This window comes from Streptomyces sp. NPDC102279 (assembly GCF_044766365.1).
GTDB lineage: Bacteria > Actinomycetota > Actinomycetes > Streptomycetales > Streptomycetaceae > Streptomyces.
Map to the genome: position 1 here is coordinate 217,381 of NZ_JBIWLU010000013.1, position 18,258 is coordinate 235,638.

The following is an 18,258-nucleotide window of genomic DNA, read 5'->3' on the forward strand; positions in this document are numbered from 1 at the left end:
ATCCGACGCAGGCCCACCATCTCGGCATGAGACCGACAGGTACCCAGGCACCCAGTTCACGGCAGAACGGCACAAGGCGACGAATGCCCCAGCACACCTCCGGGTCCGACCGGACGGCGATCCCGCCAGCCGCCCGCGACGGCGGCAGCGTGCGCCCGCCCGCTCCCTCGACACTCGACGAGCTGTGGCGGTCGTACAAGTCGACCGGTGACGAGCGGCTGCGCGAGCAGCTGATCCTGCACTACTCGCCGCTGGTGAAGTACGTCGCGGGCCGGGTCAGCGTGGGCCTGCCGGCCAACGTCGAACAGGCCGACTTCGTCTCGTCCGGGGTGTTCGGGCTGATCGACGCGATCGAGAAGTTCGACATCGAGCGCGAGATCAAGTTCGAGACGTACGCGATCACCCGGATCCGGGGCGCCATGATCGACGAACTGCGCGCGCTCGACTGGATCCCGCGGTCGGTCCGGCAGAAGGCGCGCAACGTCGAGCGCGCCTACGCCACCCTGGAGGCCCGGCTGAGACGCACCCCCTCGGAGATCGAGGTGGCCTCCGAACTGGGTATCGCGGTGGAGGACCTGCATGCGGTGTTCAGCCAGTTGTCGCTGGCCAACGTGGTCGCCCTGGAGGAGCTGCTGCATGCCGGCGGTGAGGGCGGCGACCGGCTGAGCCTGATGGACACCCTGGAGGACACCGCCGCCGACAACCCGGTCGAGGTCGCCGAGGACCGGGAACTGCGCAGACTCCTGGCCCGGGCGATCAACACCCTCCCCGACCGGGAGAAGACCGTCGTCACGCTCTACTACTACGAGGGACTGACACTCGCGGAGATCGGCAACGTACTCGGCGTGACGGAGAGCCGGGTCAGCCAGATCCACACCAAATCCGTACTTCAGCTGCGCGCCAAGCTGGCCAGTTTCGGGCGCTGACCAGGGCGTTCGTCCACCCCCGCACAGCCGGGAACCGGCGCCGCTAGACCTGCTGCCGCCGGGCGGGGTGGGCTGAGTGGCTCCCGTACGCGGCGGCGCGTCCGTAGAGTGGTTGACGTGCCAAGGATTCGAGCGGCCTCCGTGGCCGAGCACCGGTCGATGCAGCGAGCCGCCCTGCTGGACGCGGCGCGCTCCCTGTTGTCCGAGGGTGGGACGGAGGCGCTGACCTTCCCGGCGCTCGCCGAGCGCACGGGGCTCGCGCGGTCCTCCGTGTACGAGTACTTCCGCTCCCGAGCCGCCGTCGTCGAGGAACTCTGCCAGGTCGACTTCCCCGTCTGGGCCGCCGAGGTCTCCTCCGCCATGGCCGCCGCCGAGGGCCCCGAGGGCAAGGTGGAGGCCTACGTGCGCCGGCAGCTCGCCCTGGTCGGGGACCGGCGGCACCGCGCCGTGGTCGCCATCTCCGCCAGCGAACTCGACGCGGGCGCCCGGGAGAAGATCCGGGCCGCGCACGGCGGGCTGGTCACGATGATCGGCGAGGCGCTGGCCGCCATGGGCCACGCCGAGCCGCGGCTCGCGGCGATGCTGCTGCAGGGTGTGGTCGACGCCGCCGTGCGCCGCATCGAGCTGGGCGCCGCCGAGGACCCCACCGCGATCACCGAGGCGGCCGTCGCGATGGCCCTGCGAGGCGTCCGCGGCTGAGCCGTGCCGACCAGGCCTCGCGGGCGCCCGGCGTCAGCGCTCCGGTCAAGGTCCGTCGAGCGGCAGCAGGCGGGACGGGCCGAGGCCCAGCAGCCAGGGCGGCAGCAGGGACAGCGGGTTCAGGTAGGCCGTGCCTCTGCGCAGGCCCCAGTGCAGACAGGGCGTCGGCCCGCAGTGCGCGTCGCGCGTCGCCTCCACCCTCCCGAGAACCGCGCCCGCGAGAACCTCGTCGCCCTTGCGCACCGACGCCCGCACCGGGCCGTAGGTCGTGCGCAGTGGAGGCGCCCCGGTGCCCGCCAGCTCCACGGAGACGACCCCGCGGCCCGCGACCCGGCCCGCGAAGGACACCCTGCCCGGGGCGACGGCGCGCACCGGAGTGCCGGGGACGGCTTCCAGGTCGACGCCGCGATGACCCCGGGAGTAGGCCGTCGCCGGCGGCTCCCAGCCCCGTACGACCGGAGGACGGACCCCCACCGGCCAGGCGCGGGCGAGCGCCGGGACGCCAGGATCGGTTACGGGAGGCGTGAGCGGTCCGGTGGGCGCCGGGGCGGTGGAACCCGCTCCCGAAGGGAGTCCGGCATCGGTGTCGGACGGGTCCGCCGGATCGGCCTCCGGCGGGTCACCGGGATCGGCCCGAGACCGGTCGGCGGACCCGGCGGCCTCATCGGCCAGGGACGTGAGCGGGCCGACGGCACCGGGTCGGGTGGCCTGGACCGGCGGTGCCGGGCCGACACCGTGGGACAGCGTCGCCGAGGACGTCAGAGTCACGGACTGGGGCCCGGCCGTCCGCCCCGAGGCCGGAGTCTGCGCCGGTGAGGCGGGGGGCAGGACGCCCAGGACGGTCAGGGCCAGGCCGAGGACAAGGCACGGCCACGTACGCACAGATCGGTTCGCTCGCATGCGGAAACCGTCCCGCACCGAGCGGATCATGGCCGGGATCTGTGGAGTACCGGCCGGTTGTGGACAGGGGCGTCACCCGGCCCCTCTCGGGTCCCGTACACTTCTGATGGCGATTCGGGTCACCGAGTCGACTTCGCACGCCCCGACATCTGGTCTTCATCACCGGTGTCAGCGCCTCTCGGTCCTTTGTGGCACGGCGCATCGCGGGCGTCAGGCGCGAGTGCCGTCCGGCACACGCGGTTCAACCGAGAAAACCTAGGAGAACGGCCATGGCCGTCGTCACGATGCGGGAGCTGCTGGAAAGCGGCGTCCACTTCGGTCACCAGACCCGTCGTTGGAACCCGAAGATGAAGCGCTTCATCTTCACGGAGCGCAACGGCATCTACATCATCGACCTGCTCCAGTCGCTGTCGTACATCGACCGCGCCTACGAGTTCGTCAAGGAGACCGTCGCCCACGGCGGCACGGTCATGTTCGTCGGCACGAAGAAGCAGGCGCAGGAGGCCATCGCGGAGCAGGCCACCCGCGTCGGCATGCCCTACGTCAACCAGCGCTGGCTGGGCGGCATGCTCACCAACTTCTCGACCGTCTACAAGCGTCTGCAGCGCCTCAAGGAGCTCGAGCAGATCGACTTCGAGGACGTCGCCGCTTCGGGTCTCACCAAGAAGGAGCTTCTCGTGCTCTCGCGCGAGAAGGCCAAGCTGGAGAAGACCCTCGGTGGTATCCGCGAGATGCAGAAGGTGCCCAGCGCCGTCTGGATCGTGGACACCAAGAAGGAGCACATCGCGGTCGGCGAGGCCCGGAAGCTCAACATCCCGGTCGTCGCCATCCTCGACACCAACTGTGACCCCGACGAGGTCGACTACAAGATCCCGGGCAACGACGACGCGATCCGCTCCGTCACCCTGCTCACCCGCGTGATCGCCGACGCCGTCGCCGAGGGCCTCATCTCCCGTTCCGGCGCCGGTAAGGCCGCCGAGGGTGACAAGGCCGCGGGCGAGCCGCTGGCCGCGTGGGAGCGCGACCTGCTCGAGGGCGAGAAGAAGGCCGACGAGCCCGAGGTCCAGACCTCCGCCGAGACGGAGAAGGTCGCCGACGCCGAGCAGGCCGACGCCCCCGCCGCCGAGGCTGAGGCTGTCGAGGCCCCCGCCGCCGAGGCCCCTGCTGCCGAGGCCCCTGCTGCCGACGCCGAGGCCCCCGCTGCCGAGGCCCCGGTCGCCGAGGCCGAGCAGGCCTGACCCCTCACCCCTTCGGGTTTCTGAACGGCGGGGGCCCACAAAGCCCCCGCCGTTCGTCCCGTAGATCTTCAGACTTCGAGAGAGATTCCAGGAATCATGGCGAACTACACCGCCGCCGACGTCAAGAAGCTCCGTGAGCTCACCGGCGCCGGCATGATGGACTGCAAGAAGGCACTGGACGAGGCCGACGGCAGCGTCGACAAGGCCGTCGAGGCCCTGCGCATCAAGGGTCAGAAGGGCGTCGCCAAGCGCGAGGGCCGCTCCGCCGAGAACGGCGCCGTGGTCTCCATCATCGCTGACGACAACACCTCCGGTGTCCTGGTCGAGCTGAAGTGCGAGACGGACTTCGTCGCCAAGGGCGAGAAGTTCCAGGCCGTCGCCGACCGGATCGCGCAGCACGCCGCCGCCACCTCCCCGGCCGACATCGCCGCGCTCCTCGGCTCCGAGATCGAGCCGGGCAAGACGGTTCAGGCGTTCGTCGACGAGGCCAACGCCAACCTGGGCGAGAAGATCGTCCTGGACCGCTTCGCCCAGTTCTCCGGCGCGTACGTTGCCGCGTACATGCACCGCACCATGCCCGACCTGCCTCCGCAGATCGGTGTTCTGGTCGAGCTGGACAAGGCCGACGCCGACCTCGCCAAGGGCATCGCGCAGCACATCGCCGCCTTCGCGCCGAAGTACCTCTCCCGTGAGGACGTCCCGGCCGAGGTCGTCGAGAGCGAGCGTCGCGTCGCCGAGGAGACCACCCGCGCCGAGGGCAAGCCCGAGGCCGCCCTCCCCAAGATCGTCGAGGGTCGGGTCAACGGCTTCTTCAAGGAGGCCACGCTCCTCGGTCAGCCGTACGCGCTCGACAACAAGAAGTCCGTCCAGAAGGTCCTGGACGAGGCCGGTGTCACCCTGAAGCGCTTCTCGCGCATCAAGGTCGGCATCTGAGTCCGTACCGCGATCGACGCGCGGCCCCTATAGGGTCGACAGCAGTCGTCCGCGTACGCCGGCACCCACGCGCGTGTGCCGGACGACAGCAGATCTGACGAGGAGGCCATTGCCGAGCACGGGATGCGAACACACCCCACCGGCAATGGCCTTCTTCGTATGTGCACCATGAGGAGATCTCCATGACCACCACCCCGGCCGACAAGGGCGACAAGACCGACGACGGCAAAGGCACGGGACGCTTTCTGCTGAAGCTTTCCGGCGAGGCGTTCGCCGGTGGCGGCGGACTCGGCGTCGACCCCGACGTGGTGCACAAGATCGCCCGCGAGATCGCGGCCGTCGTGCGCGGCGGAGCCCAGATCGCCGTCGTCATCGGCGGCGGCAACTTCTTCCGCGGCGCCGAACTCCAGCAGCGCGGCATGGACCGGGCCCGCTCCGACTACATGGGCATGCTCGGCACCGTCATGAACTGCCTCGCCCTCCAGGACTTCCTGGAGAAGGAGGGCATCGACAGCCGCGTCCAGACCGCCATCACCATGGGCCAGGTTGCGGAGCCGTACATCCCGCTGCGTGGCGTGCGGCACCTGGAGAAGGGGCGCGTGGTCATCTTCGGCGCCGGCATGGGCATGCCGTACTTCTCCACCGACACCACGGCCGCCCAGCGCGCCCTGGAGATCGACGCCGAGGCGCTCCTCATGGGCAAGAACGGCGTGGACGGCGTCTACGACTCCGACCCGAAGACCAACCCCGGGGCGGTCAAGTTCGACGCCCTCAGCTACAGCGAGGTCATCACCCGGGATCTCAAGGTCGCCGACATGACGGCCATCACGCTGTGCCGGGACAACAAGCTGCCGATCCTGGTCTTCGAGCTCCTGGCGGAGGGCAATATCGCGCGGGCCGTCAAGGGTGAGAAGATCGGCACACTCGTCGGCGACCAGAACGGCCAGGCCTGACGGGGAACGCTCCCGTCCGGGTACGAGCCCCGGACGCGGACGGACCCTGACCGGGGGATGGACAATGTCCTGCCGGTCCGGAACCGTGCAGGAACAAGACGCGACGCAGCCGGCCGCCGACCCCGACGAGGAACAGCTGCCGGGCCTACTCAAGACAAGCAGGAGCAAGTGGTGATCGAAGAGACCCTCCTCGAGGCCGAGGAGAAGATGGAGAAGGCGGTCGTGGTCGCCAAGGAGGACTTCGCCGCGATCCGCACCGGCCGTGCGCACCCGGCGATGTTCAACAAGATCGTGGCCGACTACTACGGCGCGCTGACGCCGATCAACCAGTTGGCCTCGTTCTCCGTGCCGGAGCCGCGCATGGCCGTGGTGACCCCGTTCGACAAGAGCGCGATGCGCAACATCGAGCAGGCGATCCGGGACTCCGACCTGGGCGTCAACCCCAGCAACGACGGCAACATCATCCGTGTGACCTTCCCCGAGCTGACGGAAGAGCGTCGCAAGGAGTACATCAAGGTCGCGCGGACCAAGGGCGAGGACGCCAAGGTCTCGATCCGTTCCGTGCGCCGCAAGGCGAAGGACGCCCTCGACAAGCTCGTCAAGGACAAGGAGTCCGGCGAGGACGAGGTCCGTCGTGCGGAGAAGGAGCTCGACGACACCACGGCGAAGTACGTCGCCCAGGTGGACGAGCTCCTGAAGCACAAGGAAGCGGAGCTGCTCGAGGTCTGATGAACGACTCTTCCTGGGGGGCGCCGCCACAAGCCGGGTACTGGGGGCCGTCCGAGCAGGGGCCTGTCCAGGGGGCAGCCCCGGCGGGTCCCACGTACGATGCGCCTGACGCGCAGCACACTCGGCCCATGCCCATCGTGCCCGACGTACCCGCACATGGCGGAGACCAGGATGACGACCCGGGGGCCGCTCGGCCGAGCGGCCCCTTGTTCCACGACGACGCACCGTCGACGGCGCCCTACGGGGATCCGTCGCACAACCCGCAGAGCCCGCAGGAGCCCATGCCCAGCGCCGCCCCCCAGCCCGCCCCCGCACCTCAGAAGAAGAGTGCGGGACGCGACCTGGGCGCGGCCATAGGAGTGGGCGTCGGGCTCGGTGCGGTGATCGTCGCGTCGTTGTTCGTCGTCAAGGCCGTCTTCGTCGGAGTGATAGCGGTCGCCGTGGTGGTGGGGCTCTGGGAGCTCACCTCACGGCTGGAGGAGCGCAAGGGCATCAAGGCGCCCCTCGTGCCGCTCGCGGTCGGCGGGGCGGCCATGGTCGTCGCCGGATACGTGCGGGGCGCCGAGGGTGCGTGGGTCGCCATGGCGCTGACGGCGCTGGCCGTCCTGGTCTGGCGCATGACCGAACCGCCCGAGGGCTACCTCAAGGACGTCACGGCGGGGGTCTTCGCGGCCTTCTACGTGCCGTTCCTGGCGACCTTCGTGGCCATGATGCTCACGGCCGACGACGGTCCGCGTCGCGTCCTGACCTTCCTGCTCCTGACGGTCGTCAGCGACACCGGCGCGTACGCGATCGGCTGGCGCTTCGGCAAGCACAAGCTGGCGCCGCGCATCAGCCCCGGAAAGACCCGCGAGGGTCTGTTCGGAGCGGTCAGCTTCGCGATGGTCGCGGGTGCGCTGTGCATGGAGTTCCTGATCGACGACGGCACCTGGTGGCAGGGTCTGGTCATCGGCCTCGCGGTCGCGGCCAGCGCCACGCTCGGTGACCTCGGTGAGTCGATGATCAAGCGGGACCTCGGCATCAAGGACATGGGCACGCTGCTGCCGGGTCACGGCGGCATCATGGACCGGCTGGACTCGCTCCTGCCGACGGCTCCGGTGGTCTGGCTGCTGCTCGTCCTCTTCGTCGGCTCGGGCTGACCGCCTTTCCGCATTCCACGCGTCCGTTTTCCGCGTACCAACGACACCGCCCCTCCCGGTCGGATGATCACCACACGGTGAGTCATGTGACGGGGAGGGGCGGTGTCGTCAGTTAGGGCCGTAGGTGTGGGGTGGGCCCTCCTGCCAGTGGACCCAGGCCGGGTCGTCGAGGAGGCCCTCGGCGTCCGGGAGGCCCGCACGGCGGAGGAACTCGACGAGGTCGGCGTCGCTGTGGGCGAGGCCGGCGCTCCGCGCGCGGATGGTGACGCGGCGGCCGCCGGTTCCGGAGGGGCGGCCCACGACGATGGGCGCGGCGGGGGCATCCGCGTCGTCGGGGCCGGTGGGGTCGGATGATGCGTGGTCGTTGTTCACAGGACACCGAGATTCCGGTTCGGCGATCGTGTCGCCGGTGCGGGGCGGCTGCCAGGCCGGCCGGGCGCGGACAGCGCGCGGGAGCTCCGGACGGGACACGTTATCGGACACGAGTTCGATTCTAGGTCCAAGCGACAGGTGACGAGAGCACTCTGCCGGAACAGGCCGGGCGCGAGTGGTCCCGGCGGGCACTGTGCGCGGGGAGTCCCGGGAGGCGCAAGGGGCGGGAAGCCCCGAATCGTGCGGGCCCGGCCGGTCCGCCCCCACCGGGACACGCGCGGCCCGGGTCATGCGATCCGATCTGCGACACTGGTACAGCCATGCCTAAGCCCGGAGAACTCACCTTTGTAGCGCCGCGCGGAGCCAAGAAGCCGCCGCGGCACCTTGCCGATCTCACGCCTGCCGAGCGCAAAGAGGCGGTTGCCGCGATCGGTGAGAAGCCGTTTCGTGCCAAGCAGCTCTCGCAGCACTACTTCGCCCGGTACGCGCACGACCCCGAGCAGTGGACGGACATCCCGGCCGCCTCGCGCGGCAAGCTCCAGGAAGCGCTGCTTCCCGAGCTGATGACGGTCGTCCGGCACCTGTCGACCGACCAGGAAACCACCCGCAAGACCCTGTGGCGGCTCTTCGACGGCACGCTCGTCGAGTCCGTGCTGATGCGCTACCCGGACCGGGTGACGATGTGCATCAGCTCGCAGGCCGGCTGCGGGATGAACTGCCCGTTCTGCGCCACCGGACAGGCCGGCCTCGACCGGAACCTGTCGACGGGCGAGATCGTGCACCAGATCGTCGACGGGATGCGGGCGCTGCGGGACGGCGAGATCCCCGGTGGCCCGGCGCGGCTGAGCAACATCGTTTTCATGGGGATGGGCGAGCCGCTCGCCAACTACAAGCGCGTGGTCGGGGCGATCCGGGCCCTCACCGACCCCGAGCCGGACGGCCTCGGCCTCTCGCAGCGCGGCATCACCGTGTCGACGGTCGGCCTCGTGCCCGCCATCAACCGGTTCTCCGACGAGGGCTTCAAGTGCCGTCTCGCGATCTCCCTGCACGCTCCGGACGACGAACTGCGCGACACCCTCGTCCCCGTGAACACGCGGTGGCAGGTGCGCGAGGTGCTGGACGCCGGATGGGAGTACGCGGCGAAGTCCGGGCGACGCCTGTCCATCGAGTACGCCCTCATCCGGGACATCAACGACCAGGCGTGGCGGGGCGACCGGCTCGGCCGGATGCTCAAGGGCAAGCCGGTGCACGTCAACCTCATCCCGCTGAACCCGACCCCGGGTTCGAAGTGGACCGCCTCGCGGCCCGAGGACGAGAAGGCGTTCGTCGACGCGATCGCCGCCCACGGCGTGCCGGTGACCGTCCGGGACACCCGCGGCCAGGAGATCGACGGAGCGTGCGGTCAGCTCGCCGCGACCGAGCGGTAGTCTGGGACGCGTCCGTACAACGTCACAGTCCTAACATCTTCATATTCCGACAGGGGAGCGCCACAGCGCTGAGAGTGCGGGACAGACCGCAGACCCTCTGAACCTTGCCCAGGTCATTCTGGGTAGGAAGTTCGGTCATCACTCAAGCTGTTGCGCCCTGCCCGGGATCTGTCAGAGATCCCGGGCAGGGCCGCGTCTCTTCCTGGTCAGCCAGGAGGAATCAGTGAGCACCACCAGCAAGCGGTTCGCGGCGACGGCCGTCGGGCTGAGCCTCGTCACGCTGCCCGTCCTGTCGGCGTGCGGCTCGTCCGACGCCGGCGCCTCGGGAGACCCGAAGACCGTCACGCTCGTCACCCACGACTCGTGGGTCGTCTCCAAGAGCGTGCTCAAGGACTTCGAGAAGCGGTCCGGCTACACGGTCCGCGTCCTCAAGGACGGCGACGTCGGGCAGGCCGTGAACAAGGCGATCCTGACCAAGGACAATCCACAGGGCGACGTCTTCTTCGGCGTCGACAACACCCTGCTGAGCCGGGCCCTCGACAACGGGCTCTTCCAGTCCTACGAGGCCAAGGGCTCCGACGCGATCGACCGGCAGTACCGCGTCGACCAGGACAAGCACCGGGTCACGCCCATCGACTCCGGCGACATCTGCGTCAACTACGACAAGGCGTACTTCAGCAGGCACGAGCTGGCGCCGCCGACGTCGTTCGACGACCTGGTCAAGCCCGCGTACAAGAACCTCCTCGTCACCGAGAACGCGTCGACCTCCTCGCCCGGCCTCGGCTTCCTGCTCGGGACCGCGGCGAAGTACGGCGACGACCAGTGGCAGGGCTACTGGAAGAAGCTCAAGGCCAATGGCGTGAAGGTCGTGGACGGCTGGGAGCAGGCGTACAACGACGAGTTCTCCGGGTCCGCCGGCGGCAAGAAGGCCAAGGGCGACCGGCCCCTCGTCGTCTCGTACGCCTCCTCGCCGCCCGCCGAGGTCGTCTACGCCGACCCGAAGCCCAGCACCGCTCCCACCGGGGTCGTGGACGGCACCTGCTTCCGCCAGGTCGAGTACGCGGGTCTGCTCGGCAACGCCGGGAACGCCAAGGGCGGCAAGGCGCTCCTCGACTTCCTGCTCACCAAGGAGTTCCAGGAGGACATGCCGCTGAACATGTTCGTCTACCCCGTCACCGACACCGCCCGGGTGCCGGAGGAGTTCACGAAGTTCGGTCCGCAGGCCAAGGACCCGGAGACCCTGGCTCCCGCGAAGATCGCAGCCGACCGCGACCAGTGGGTCAAGTCGTGGACCTCGCTCGTACTGAAGTAGCCGGGCGGAACCCGCGCGCGGCCCGGCGGCAGGGCGCGACACGGCTCGGCCTCATGGCCCTGCCCGTCGCGTTCTTCGCGGTGTTCTTCGCGTACCCCGTGGTCGCGATCGTCGCGCGCGGGCTCCACGTCGACGGCGGCTGGCGGTTCGGCCGGCTCTGGGACGTCCTGGCCCAGCCCGACATCCGGCACGTGCTGTGGTTCACCACCTGGCAGGCGCTCGCCTCCACGGCGCTCACGCTGCTGATCGCGCTCCCCGGCGCGTACGTGTTCGCGCGCTTCGAGTTCCGGGGCAAACAGCTCCTGCGGGCCGTGGTGACCGTGCCGTTCGTACTGCCGACCGTCGTCGTGGGCACCGCGTTCCTCGCGCTCGTCGGCCGGGGCGGCCTGCTCGACGAGCTGTGGGGCGTACGCCTGGACACCACGGTGTGGGCGATCCTGCTCGCCCACGTCTTCTTCAACTACGCGGTCGTCGTACGGACCGTCGGCGGGCTCTGGTCGCAGCTCGACCCGCGGCAGGAGGAGGCCGCGCGGATGCTCGGCGCCTCGCGCCTCGCGGCCTGGCGCAGCGTGACGCTTCCTGCGCTCGCCCCCGCCGTGGCCGCAGCCGCCCTCATGGTCTTCCTCTTCACCTTCACCTCGTTCGGTGTGGTGCAGATCCTCGGAGGCCCCACCTTCTCGACCCTCGAGGTCGAGATCTACCGGCAGACGTCCGAGATCTTCGACCTCGGGACGGCGGCGGTGCTGACGATCATCCAGTTCGTGGCGGTCGGGGCGATCCTCGCCGTGCACGCGGCGACCGTCCGCCGCCGCGAGACCGCGCTGCGGCTGGTGTCCGCGCGGACGACCGCGCGCAGGCCGCGCGGCGCCGGGCAGTGGGCGCTCCTCGCAGGCGTACTGGCCGTCATCGCCGTCCTGCTCGTGCTGCCCCTCGCCGTCCTCGTCCAGCGCTCCCTCGACGCCCCGGGGTTCCGCTACTACCGGTCGCTGGCCGACGGCGACGGGGGCACCTTCCTCGTCGCCCCGATCGCCGCGATCGGCAACTCGCTGGAGTACGCGCTCGCCGCCACCGCGATCGCCGTGCTCATCGGCGGTCTGGCGGCCGCGGCCCTGACCCGCCGCGCGGGCCGTCTCGTACGGGGCTTCGACGCGCTGCTGATGCTGCCCCTCGGCGTCTCCGCGGTGACGGTGGGCTTCGGGTTCCTCATCGCCCTGGACGAGCCGCCCCTGGACCTGCGCGGCAGCTGGATCCTCGTGCCGCTGGCGCAGGCGCTCGTCGGGGTCCCCTTCGTCGTCCGCACGATGCTGCCCGTGCTGCGGGCCGTGGACGGGCGGCTGCGGGAGGCCGCGGCCGTGCTCGGGGCGTCACCGTGGCGGGTGTGGCGCGAGGTCGATCTGCCGATGGTACGGCGCGCCCTCCTGATCGCCGCCGGGTTCGCGTTCGCCGTCTCCCTCGGGGAGTTCGGGGCGACGGTCTTCATCGCGCGGCCCGACAACCCGACGCTGCCGGTCGCCGTGGCCCGGCTGCTCGGGCGCGCGGGCGATCTCAACTACGGCCAGGCGATGGCCCTTTCGACGATCCTGATGGCGGTGTGCGCGGCCGCGCTGCTGCTGCTGGAGCGGGTACGCACCGACCGGACCGGGGAGTTCTAGATGCTGCTGAGCCTCAGGGCCGCGACCGTACGATTCGGCGGACGGGCCGTGCTCGACGCGGTCGACCTCGATGTCGCCGAGCACGAGATCGTCTGTGTGCTCGGGCCGAGCGGCAGCGGCAAGTCCACTCTGCTGCGGGCGGTCGCCGGTCTCCAGCCGCTGGACGCGGGCGGCGTGACGCTGGACGGGCGCGACCAGGCGGGAGTGCCCGCGCACCGGCGGGGCGTCGGCCTGATGTTCCAGGACCACCAGCTCTTCCCGCAGCGGGACGTCGGCGGCAACGTCGCCTTCGGGCTGCGCATGCACGGCGCGCCGAAGCGTGAACAGGCCGAGCGTGTCGCGGAGTTGCTCGACCTCGTCGGCCTCCCCGGCGCGCGGAACCGGGCCGTCGCCTCCCTCTCCGGCGGCGAGCAGCAACGCGTCGCGCTGGCCCGGGCGCTCGCCCCACGCCCCCGCCTGCTGATGCTCGACGAACCACTCGGCCAGCTGGACCGCTCACTGCGCGAACGGCTCGTCGTCGAACTGCGCGGTCTTTTCGCGGAGTTGGGCACGACGGTGCTCGCCGTCACACACGACCAGGGCGAGGCCTTCGCGCTCGCCGACCGGGTCGTGGTGATGCGCGACGGACGGATCGCCCAGTCCGGCACGCCCCTTGAGGTCTGGCAGCAGCCGGCGGACGCGTTCGTCGCCCGGTTCCTCGGCTTCGACAACGTGGTGGACGCCACCGTGAGCGGCGAGGCGGCCGACACCCCCTGGGGGAAGGTCCCGGTGCCCGAGGGCGCCGCGCAGGGGCCCGGCACACTCCTCGTACGGCCCGCAGGCGTCCGGCTGGTGGCCCCGGCCGACGGGCTGCGCTGCACGGTCGCCGCGCGCACCTTCAGGGGCACCCACGTCGCCGTACGGCTCCGGCCGCGGGACGCGCCGGAACTGGAGGCGGCGTGTGCGCTGCGGGAGGCGCCGGAGCCCGGAGAGGCGGTCGGGGTGCGGTTCGACCCCGCGGAGATCGTGCTGCTCGGCGGATAGCCCCTCGGACGCGGGGCGGAACAGGCGTGTGGCCCGCCTCCGGGGAGGAGGCGGGCCACACGGTCGTGCGGGGTGGGTCAGCCGGCCTTCGAGGCGCCGCGGCGCCGCATGCCGAAGAAGACCGCTCCGCCACCGACGACGACGAGCGCACCGGCGATACCGGCGATCATCGGGGTGTTGGAGCTGGCGCCGGTCTCGGCGAGGTTGGACTCACCGGCCGCGGCCGACGGCGAGTTGTCGCCCGCGGCCGCCGGAGCGGTGCTGCTGCTCTCCTCGGCCGAGGGGGTCGCCGAGTCCGAAGGCTTCTCGGACGGCTTCGGGGTGTCCGAGGGCGACGGGGTCCCGGAAGGCGACGGGGACTCCGCGGCACAGCCCTCGGCCGACGTGGTGAGCGTCGGCGAGACGTCCGCGTTGACGAGGCCCGGGACGTCGATGTGGATCCGGTACTGGGCCTTGGGGCCCCAGTTCTCCGCGAACGTCACGGTGGCGCCGTCACGGGTGCCCTTGACCTTCTGGCTGTCGATCTGCTTGGCGTCGGCGCCGTTCGACTCCAGGAAGACCGTGACGGTCGCTTCCTTGCCGGAGGCGTCCGTGTCGGTCACGGTGATGCTGCCCTTCCCGTTGTCGCAGGAGGCGACGGCCGAGAAGTCACGGATGTTGCAGGCGAGTGCGTTGCCCGCCACGCCGAGCGTGAGCGCGGCAGAGGCGGAGGCAACGCCGAGGATTCGCACGGTACGTGCGGTGCGTCGAGATATGGACACGATTGCCCTTCACAGGTTGCGCAACTGCGGGGGGTGTCGGGGGATTTGCTGCGCTTCGTTCATTGGCAACAGCACCCCCACGAGTTTCACAGGTTTATAAGCGTTGCCTAAGGGCTGTCAATGCGTAGACCCCGGACTGCTGTTGGCTTTGCCGAGACATTAACCGGCAAGGTGTTTGAGTGCCTCCGGAGCGTCATCGATCCGGTCGACGAGAGCGATCCTCGACTCCATCGCCCGCTCCCGCGCCAGGGATTGGAGCAACGGCCAGGCGGGGTGCCGCTCGGTCCAGTGGACGCGGTCCACGAGGACCATGGGGGTGGGCTCGCCCCGTGACTCGTAGTAGTTCGGCGTCGCGTTGTCGAAGATCTCCTGTACGGTCCCGGCGGCGCCCGGCAGGAACACGACTCCCGCGTTCGAGCGGGCCAAGAGGCCGTCCTCACGCGTTGCGTTGGCGAAGTACTTGGCTATGTACGCGGCGAACGCGTTCGGCGGCTCGTGGCCGTAGAACCAGGTGGGGATGCCCACCGACGGTCCGCCGGACGGCCAGCGCTCGCGCACCGCGAAGGCGGCGCGCGCCCAGTCGGTGACCGACGGGGTGAACGACGGCGTCCCGGCCAGGAGGGCCAGTGCCTCGTCGAGCATGCCGTCGTCGAAGGGGGCCGCGTACGCGCCGAGGTTGGCGGCCTCCATGGCGCCCGGGCCGCCGCCGGTGGCGACCATGAGACCGGAGCGCGCCAGGTCGCGGCCGAGCCGTGCGGCCCCCGCGTACGCCTCCGTGCCGCGTGCCATCGCGTGACCGCCCATCACGCCGACCACCCGCGCTCCGGCGAGGAGTTCGTCGAGCGCGTCCGAGACCGAGTCGTCGTGGATGGCGCGCACCGTCGACGCGAAGATGTCGCCGTCCGCCCTGGTCTGCTGGAACCAGGCGTACGCGCGGGCGTCGGGCGTCGCCTCGTAGCCCGCGTCGAGCCCGTGGAAGAGCTCGGTGGGTGAGTAGAGGCGCCCCCGGTACGGGTCGAGGGGGAGGCCGGGCACCGGCGGGAAGACGAGGGCGCCCGACGCGCGGACCTTGGCCGCCGCCTCGGAGCCCATCGAGCAGCCGAGGAAGACGGTGTCCGTGGTGTCGACGGCCAGCAGGGCCCGCGTACGGTCCGTCAGATCGATGGCCTGGATGCGGAACCGGGCGAGCGAGCCGCCCGACGAGACGACCTCGTCGAACTCGGCGAGGGACTCGATCTCACGGTCATGGGATGCGTGAAGGGGTGTCGGCTGCACCGGGCCATGTTAGGGGCGGCGGTACGCGGCCCGGGCGGGTACCCGGAGGGCGGCCGGGAACGGCGGCGGGGCCGGTGCGCGAACCCCTGTACCGCGCTCCGGCCCCGGGACTCGAACCGGGAGTGGGTGGGTGCTCAGCCCTGGACCGCCGCCGGGTCCATCCACACGACCTCCCAGGAGTGGCCGTCCGGGTCGTCGAAGGACCGGCCGTACATGAAGCCCTGGTCCTGGGTCTCGCCCGTCGACGAACCGCCGACGGCGATCGCGCGGTCGACCAGCTCGTCGACCTTCTCGCGGCTCTCGGCGCTCAGACACAGCAGCACCTCGCTGCCCTTGGTCGCGTCCACGATCTGCTTCTTCGTGAAGTCCGCGTACCGCTGCTTGCTGAGCATCATCGCGATGATCGTGTCGCTGATGACCACGCAGGCGCAGTCGTCCGTGGAGAACTGCGGGTTGATCGCGTAGCCGAGCTCCGTGAAGAACTTCTTCGAGGTGTCCACGTCGGACACGGGCAGGTTCACGAAGATCATCTGCTGGTACATCTGAGGTCTCCCGTTCGCGTTGTGCCGGTGGCGTTGTGCCGTTCGCAGGGTTAGACCGGCGGTCCGCGCGGAACTCATCGCACCGCGCGGAACATTTATCCGGAGATCCGGGCGGAGACCGCCGCGGGCCGGTCAGTTGATCAGCGGCAGCGCGGCCAGTTCGGCGACGGCCCAGGTCAGCGGGGCGAACGCGGCGAACAGTGCGCCGACCCGCAGGGCCGCCGCCGCACGCAGTGTCGTGGCGGGCGCCCCCAGCCGCAGCAGGGCCGCGGTGGTGTCCGCGCGCGCCTGCTTCGCCTCGACGGCGGCGGTGGCCAGCGTCAGCAGCGTGCACCCGGCGACGAGCAGGCCGCCGAGCGTGGTCAGCGGACCGAACGCGGGCCGGGAGCCGGTGTACAGCGCCGTCGCGGCGAACGCGCCCGACGCCACCGCGCACACCACACCGAGCGGCTGCCCGATGCGCCGCGCCTCCGCCTGCAGCACCCGGCCGGCCAGCAGTCGCAGCGCGCCCGGCCGTACCGCCTGGAGCAGCCGCCCGCACAGATACGTGATCGCGGGCCCCGCCAGGGCGAGTCCGACCGCCGTCAGCACCCAGCCGGCCAGCACCCCGGCCGGGCCGCCGACGAAACCGCCGGGCAGCGCCAGCGCGGGCGCCGGTCCGGAACGGCTCGCATACGTCTCCACGGCCAGCCCGGCCGCCACCGCGGCAGCACCCCAGGGGAGACCGTTCGGCGCGCTCTCCGCGGGAGGCAGGCCCCGGGAGGCCGTCCCCGTGACCGGGCGGGCGCCGCCGTCCGCACCCTCACCCGCGGCCGGTGCGCCGGTCCTGCCCTGGGAGACGGTGCCGGGGCGGTCCTGGACGCCGACCCGCGCCGGCGCCTCACCGGCGGCGTGTTCCGCGTTGGTCCAGTGGACGCCACTGCCGGCGGCGTCCGCCGGTGATTCCTCGGACACCTCGGAGGTCCCGGCCGGTGCGGCGGTGGCGGGCGTGCCGCGGCCGTCCGGCTGTGCGCCGGGCAGGACCGCGCGCGGAGGTCCACTCGCGACCGCGCTCTGCCGTGCCGACAGCCATGTCAGGCCGTACGCCCGAGCGCCGCCCTTGACGCGGCCGTCCCGCGGGCGCAGGGCCAGCGCGGCCGCGCCGGAGGCCGCGAGGGGCACCAGGGCGAGCAGGGTGAGAGCGGCCGGCAGGGGCAGCTCCTGGTCGACGGCCAGGAACTCGGCCGCCGACCCGTCGAACGGGATGCCCGTCAGATCGCCGCGCAGCTGGAGGAACAGGAGCAGCGCGAGCGCCGAGCCGAGCAGGGTCGACAGGGCCGTGGTGAGGGCGGAGACGGCCATCAGCCGGGCCGGGCCGAGGCCGACGGCGGACAGGCCGGGCCTGGGGCGGGTGCCGGGGTCGGTGCGGGCCACCGCGATGGCGAAGTAGACCGTGGCGGCGAGGGGAACGACGCACCAGCCCAGGCGCAGCGCGCCGGCGGCCGAGGCGTCCGGGTGGCTCATCGCGTAGCCCAGCGTGCACAGCAGCAGGAACCCGGTGCCCGCGGAGGCGGCGGCGACCAGGAGCCGGCGGAGCTGGACGAGGGGGCGGCCCGCGCGGGCTAGACGGAGAGCGAGCACGCGGCCCGGCCTTCCGTCTCGGCGACCGGCGGGAGGTGGACGGTGTTCACGCGCCGTCCGTCGAGCAGCGACACCGTGCGGTCGGCGAGCGCCGCGGTGTCGGCGTCGTGCGTGGCGAGGACGACCGTGATGCCGTGCGAACGGGCCGCCGTGGTGAGTGTGCGCAGCACATGGGCGCGGTCGGCGCGGTGCAGCGGCGCGGTCGGCTCGTCGGCGAACAGGATCGTGGGGGCGGGGGCCAGGGCGCGGGCGATGGCGACGCGCTGGCGCTCCGCCTGGAGCAGGGCGTGCGGACGCTTGCGGGCGCAGCCGCCGATGTCCAGGCGCTCCAGCCACTCCAGGGCGGCGGTCTTGGCGGCCCGGCGGGCACAGCCGCGCAGCATCAGCGGAAGGGCGGCGTTCTCCCAGGCGTTCAGCTCGGGGACCAGGACCGGCGCCGGGTCGATCCAGCCGAACCGGTCGCGGCGCAGCCGTTCGCGGGCGACCGGGCCCATGGTGTGCACGGGCGAGCTGTTGAACCAGACCTCGCCCTGCTGGGGCAGCAGCTGGCCGGACAGGCACTGCAGGAGGGTCGTCTTGCCGCTGCCGCGCGGGCCGCCGACGGCGAGGATCTCGCCCTCACGGACGCCGAGCGAGACACCGCTGAGCGCGGGCGATCCGTTGTGCTTGACGTGCAGGGCGCGTGCCCAGAGCACGTCGTTGTCAGGCGGGGCCACCATCGCGTACACCTCGTTCAGATCTGATGTGCCTTGCCCGG

18 protein-coding genes and 1 riboswitch are annotated in these 18,258 nt (G+C 71.3%); of the genes, 11 read left to right on the forward strand and 7 right to left on the reverse strand.

What is annotated here, in order from left to right; genetic code table 11:
• Positions 1 to 83: 83 nt before the first annotated feature.
• Together whiG and ACIRQH_RS31475 are read left to right on the forward strand one after the other, a co-directional pair.
• Entirely contained in the window at positions 84 to 926 is an 843-nt protein-coding gene (gene whiG, locus ACIRQH_RS31470) for an RNA polymerase sigma factor WhiG (RefSeq protein WP_358816271.1), read from the forward strand.
• Between the two features lie 141 nt (positions 927 to 1,067).
• Complete coding sequence (locus ACIRQH_RS31475; RefSeq protein WP_358816345.1) at positions 1,068 to 1,625, forward strand: helix-turn-helix domain-containing protein; 558 nt, start codon at positions 1,068 to 1,070, stop codon at positions 1,623 to 1,625.
• Positions 1,626 to 1,670: 45 nt separating this feature from the next.
• Here ACIRQH_RS31475 and ACIRQH_RS31480 read toward each other — a convergent pair whose 3' ends face one another.
• Positions 1,671 to 2,297: a peptidoglycan DD-metalloendopeptidase family protein gene (locus tag ACIRQH_RS31480; RefSeq protein WP_404228124.1), complete on the reverse strand. Its 627-nt coding sequence runs from the start codon at positions 2,295 to 2,297 to the stop codon at positions 1,671 to 1,673.
• A gap of 497 nt (positions 2,298 to 2,794) precedes the next feature.
• Between ACIRQH_RS31480 and rpsB the strand changes: the two genes are divergently transcribed.
• From rpsB to ACIRQH_RS31505, 5 genes are all read left to right on the forward strand, one after another.
• Positions 2,795 to 3,763 (forward strand): 30S ribosomal protein S2, encoded by a 969-nt coding sequence (rpsB, locus tag ACIRQH_RS31485; RefSeq protein WP_388869816.1) that lies wholly within the window; start codon positions 2,795 to 2,797, stop codon positions 3,761 to 3,763.
• A gap of 96 nt (positions 3,764 to 3,859) precedes the next feature.
• Complete coding sequence (gene tsf / locus ACIRQH_RS31490) at positions 3,860 to 4,696, forward strand: translation elongation factor Ts (RefSeq protein WP_358816274.1); 837 nt, start codon at positions 3,860 to 3,862, stop codon at positions 4,694 to 4,696.
• 182 nt (positions 4,697 to 4,878) lie between these two features.
• A complete protein-coding gene (pyrH, locus tag ACIRQH_RS31495) occupies positions 4,879 to 5,649 on the forward strand; it encodes a UMP kinase (RefSeq protein ID WP_358816275.1) in 771 nt (256 codons plus the stop codon).
• Between the two features lie 171 nt (positions 5,650 to 5,820).
• Positions 5,821 to 6,378: a ribosome recycling factor gene (gene frr, locus ACIRQH_RS31500; RefSeq protein WP_355867948.1), complete on the forward strand. Its 558-nt coding sequence runs from the start codon at positions 5,821 to 5,823 to the stop codon at positions 6,376 to 6,378.
• Positions 6,378 to 7,517 carry a phosphatidate cytidylyltransferase gene (locus tag ACIRQH_RS31505; RefSeq protein WP_404228055.1) on the forward strand — a complete coding sequence of 380 codons (1,140 nt, stop codon included), beginning with the start codon at positions 6,378 to 6,380 and terminating at the stop codon, positions 7,515 to 7,517. The genes frr and ACIRQH_RS31505 overlap by 1 nt, the downstream gene beginning before the upstream one ends.
• 108 nt (positions 7,518 to 7,625) lie before the next feature.
• On the opposite strand, the gene ACIRQH_RS31510 is transcribed toward ACIRQH_RS31505, so the two are convergent.
• Positions 7,626 to 7,823, reverse strand: coding sequence for a hypothetical protein (locus tag ACIRQH_RS31510; RefSeq protein ID WP_358816346.1), 198 nt, complete (start codon positions 7,821 to 7,823; stop codon positions 7,626 to 7,628).
• 386 nt (positions 7,824 to 8,209) lie between these two features.
• Here ACIRQH_RS31510 and rlmN point away from each other — a divergent pair, with 386 nt between their 5' ends.
• From rlmN to ACIRQH_RS31530, 4 genes are all read left to right on the forward strand, one after another.
• Positions 8,210 to 9,316: a 23S rRNA (adenine(2503)-C(2))-methyltransferase RlmN gene (rlmN, locus tag ACIRQH_RS31515; RefSeq protein WP_358816277.1), complete on the forward strand. Its 1,107-nt coding sequence runs from the start codon at positions 8,210 to 8,212 to the stop codon at positions 9,314 to 9,316.
• A gap of 41 nt (positions 9,317 to 9,357) precedes the next feature.
• Positions 9,358 to 9,463: riboswitch (TPP riboswitch) on the forward strand.
• Between the two features lie 76 nt (positions 9,464 to 9,539).
• Entirely contained in the window at positions 9,540 to 10,628 is a 1,089-nt protein-coding gene (locus ACIRQH_RS31520) for a thiamine ABC transporter substrate binding subunit (protein WP_404228058.1), read from the forward strand.
• The gene (locus ACIRQH_RS31525) at positions 10,604 to 12,280 is read left to right on the forward strand and encodes an ABC transporter permease (RefSeq protein WP_404228060.1); all 1,677 of its coding nucleotides are present in this window, start codon (positions 10,604 to 10,606) and stop codon (positions 12,278 to 12,280) included. Before ACIRQH_RS31520 ends, ACIRQH_RS31525 begins: the two co-directional genes overlap by 25 nt.
• Entirely contained in the window at positions 12,281 to 13,303 is a 1,023-nt protein-coding gene (locus tag ACIRQH_RS31530) for an ABC transporter ATP-binding protein (protein ID WP_404228063.1), read from the forward strand. It abuts the gene before it with no gap.
• 77 nt (positions 13,304 to 13,380) lie between these two features.
• Here the strand turns inward: ACIRQH_RS31530 and ACIRQH_RS31535 are convergent, their stop codons facing one another.
• The 5 genes from ACIRQH_RS31535 to ACIRQH_RS31555 form a co-directional block, all read right to left on the reverse strand.
• Positions 13,381 to 14,064, reverse strand: a complete 684-nt coding sequence (locus ACIRQH_RS31535; RefSeq protein ID WP_388869798.1) for an LAETG motif-containing sortase-dependent surface protein — start codon at positions 14,062 to 14,064, stop codon at positions 13,381 to 13,383.
• A gap of 159 nt (positions 14,065 to 14,223) precedes the next feature.
• Complete coding sequence (locus ACIRQH_RS31540; protein WP_388869795.1) at positions 14,224 to 15,339, reverse strand: LOG family protein; 1,116 nt, start codon at positions 15,337 to 15,339, stop codon at positions 14,224 to 14,226.
• 134 nt (positions 15,340 to 15,473) lie between these two features.
• A complete protein-coding gene (locus tag ACIRQH_RS31545; protein ID WP_358816283.1) occupies positions 15,474 to 15,881 on the reverse strand; it encodes a VOC family protein in 408 nt (135 codons plus the stop codon).
• A gap of 132 nt (positions 15,882 to 16,013) precedes the next feature.
• A complete protein-coding gene (locus ACIRQH_RS31550) occupies positions 16,014 to 17,501 on the reverse strand; it encodes a hypothetical protein (protein ID WP_404228066.1) in 1,488 nt (495 codons plus the stop codon).
• Positions 17,483 to 18,220 carry an ATP-binding cassette domain-containing protein gene (locus tag ACIRQH_RS31555; RefSeq protein ID WP_358816285.1) on the reverse strand — a complete coding sequence of 246 codons (738 nt, stop codon included), beginning with the start codon at positions 18,218 to 18,220 and terminating at the stop codon, positions 17,483 to 17,485. The genes ACIRQH_RS31550 and ACIRQH_RS31555 overlap by 19 nt, the downstream gene beginning before the upstream one ends.
• Positions 18,221 to 18,258: the final 38 nt, after the last annotated feature.

What these genes read in the sequence shown, in the direction of transcription:
- ACIRQH_RS31505 (WP_404228055.1), top strand. Translation starts at nt 6,378, where the DNA reads ATGAACGACTCTTCCTGGGGGGCGCCGCCACAAGCCGGGTACTGGGGG.
- ACIRQH_RS31555 (WP_358816285.1), bottom strand. Translation starts at nt 18,220, where the DNA reads ATGGTGGCCCCGCCTGACAACGACGTGCTCTGGGCACGCGCCCTGCAC.
- pyrH (WP_358816275.1), top strand. Translation starts at nt 4,879, where the DNA reads ATGACCACCACCCCGGCCGACAAGGGCGACAAGACCGACGACGGCAAA.
- ACIRQH_RS31530 (WP_404228063.1), top strand. Translation starts at nt 12,281, where the DNA reads ATGCTGCTGAGCCTCAGGGCCGCGACCGTACGATTCGGCGGACGGGCC.
- ACIRQH_RS31545 (WP_358816283.1), bottom strand. Translation starts at nt 15,881, where the DNA reads ATGTACCAGCAGATGATCTTCGTGAACCTGCCCGTGTCCGACGTGGAC.
- rlmN (WP_358816277.1), top strand. Translation starts at nt 8,210, where the DNA reads ATGCCTAAGCCCGGAGAACTCACCTTTGTAGCGCCGCGCGGAGCCAAG.
- rpsB (WP_388869816.1), top strand. Translation starts at nt 2,795, where the DNA reads ATGGCCGTCGTCACGATGCGGGAGCTGCTGGAAAGCGGCGTCCACTTC.
- whiG (WP_358816271.1), top strand. Translation starts at nt 84, where the DNA reads ATGCCCCAGCACACCTCCGGGTCCGACCGGACGGCGATCCCGCCAGCC.
- tsf (WP_358816274.1), top strand. Translation starts at nt 3,860, where the DNA reads ATGGCGAACTACACCGCCGCCGACGTCAAGAAGCTCCGTGAGCTCACC.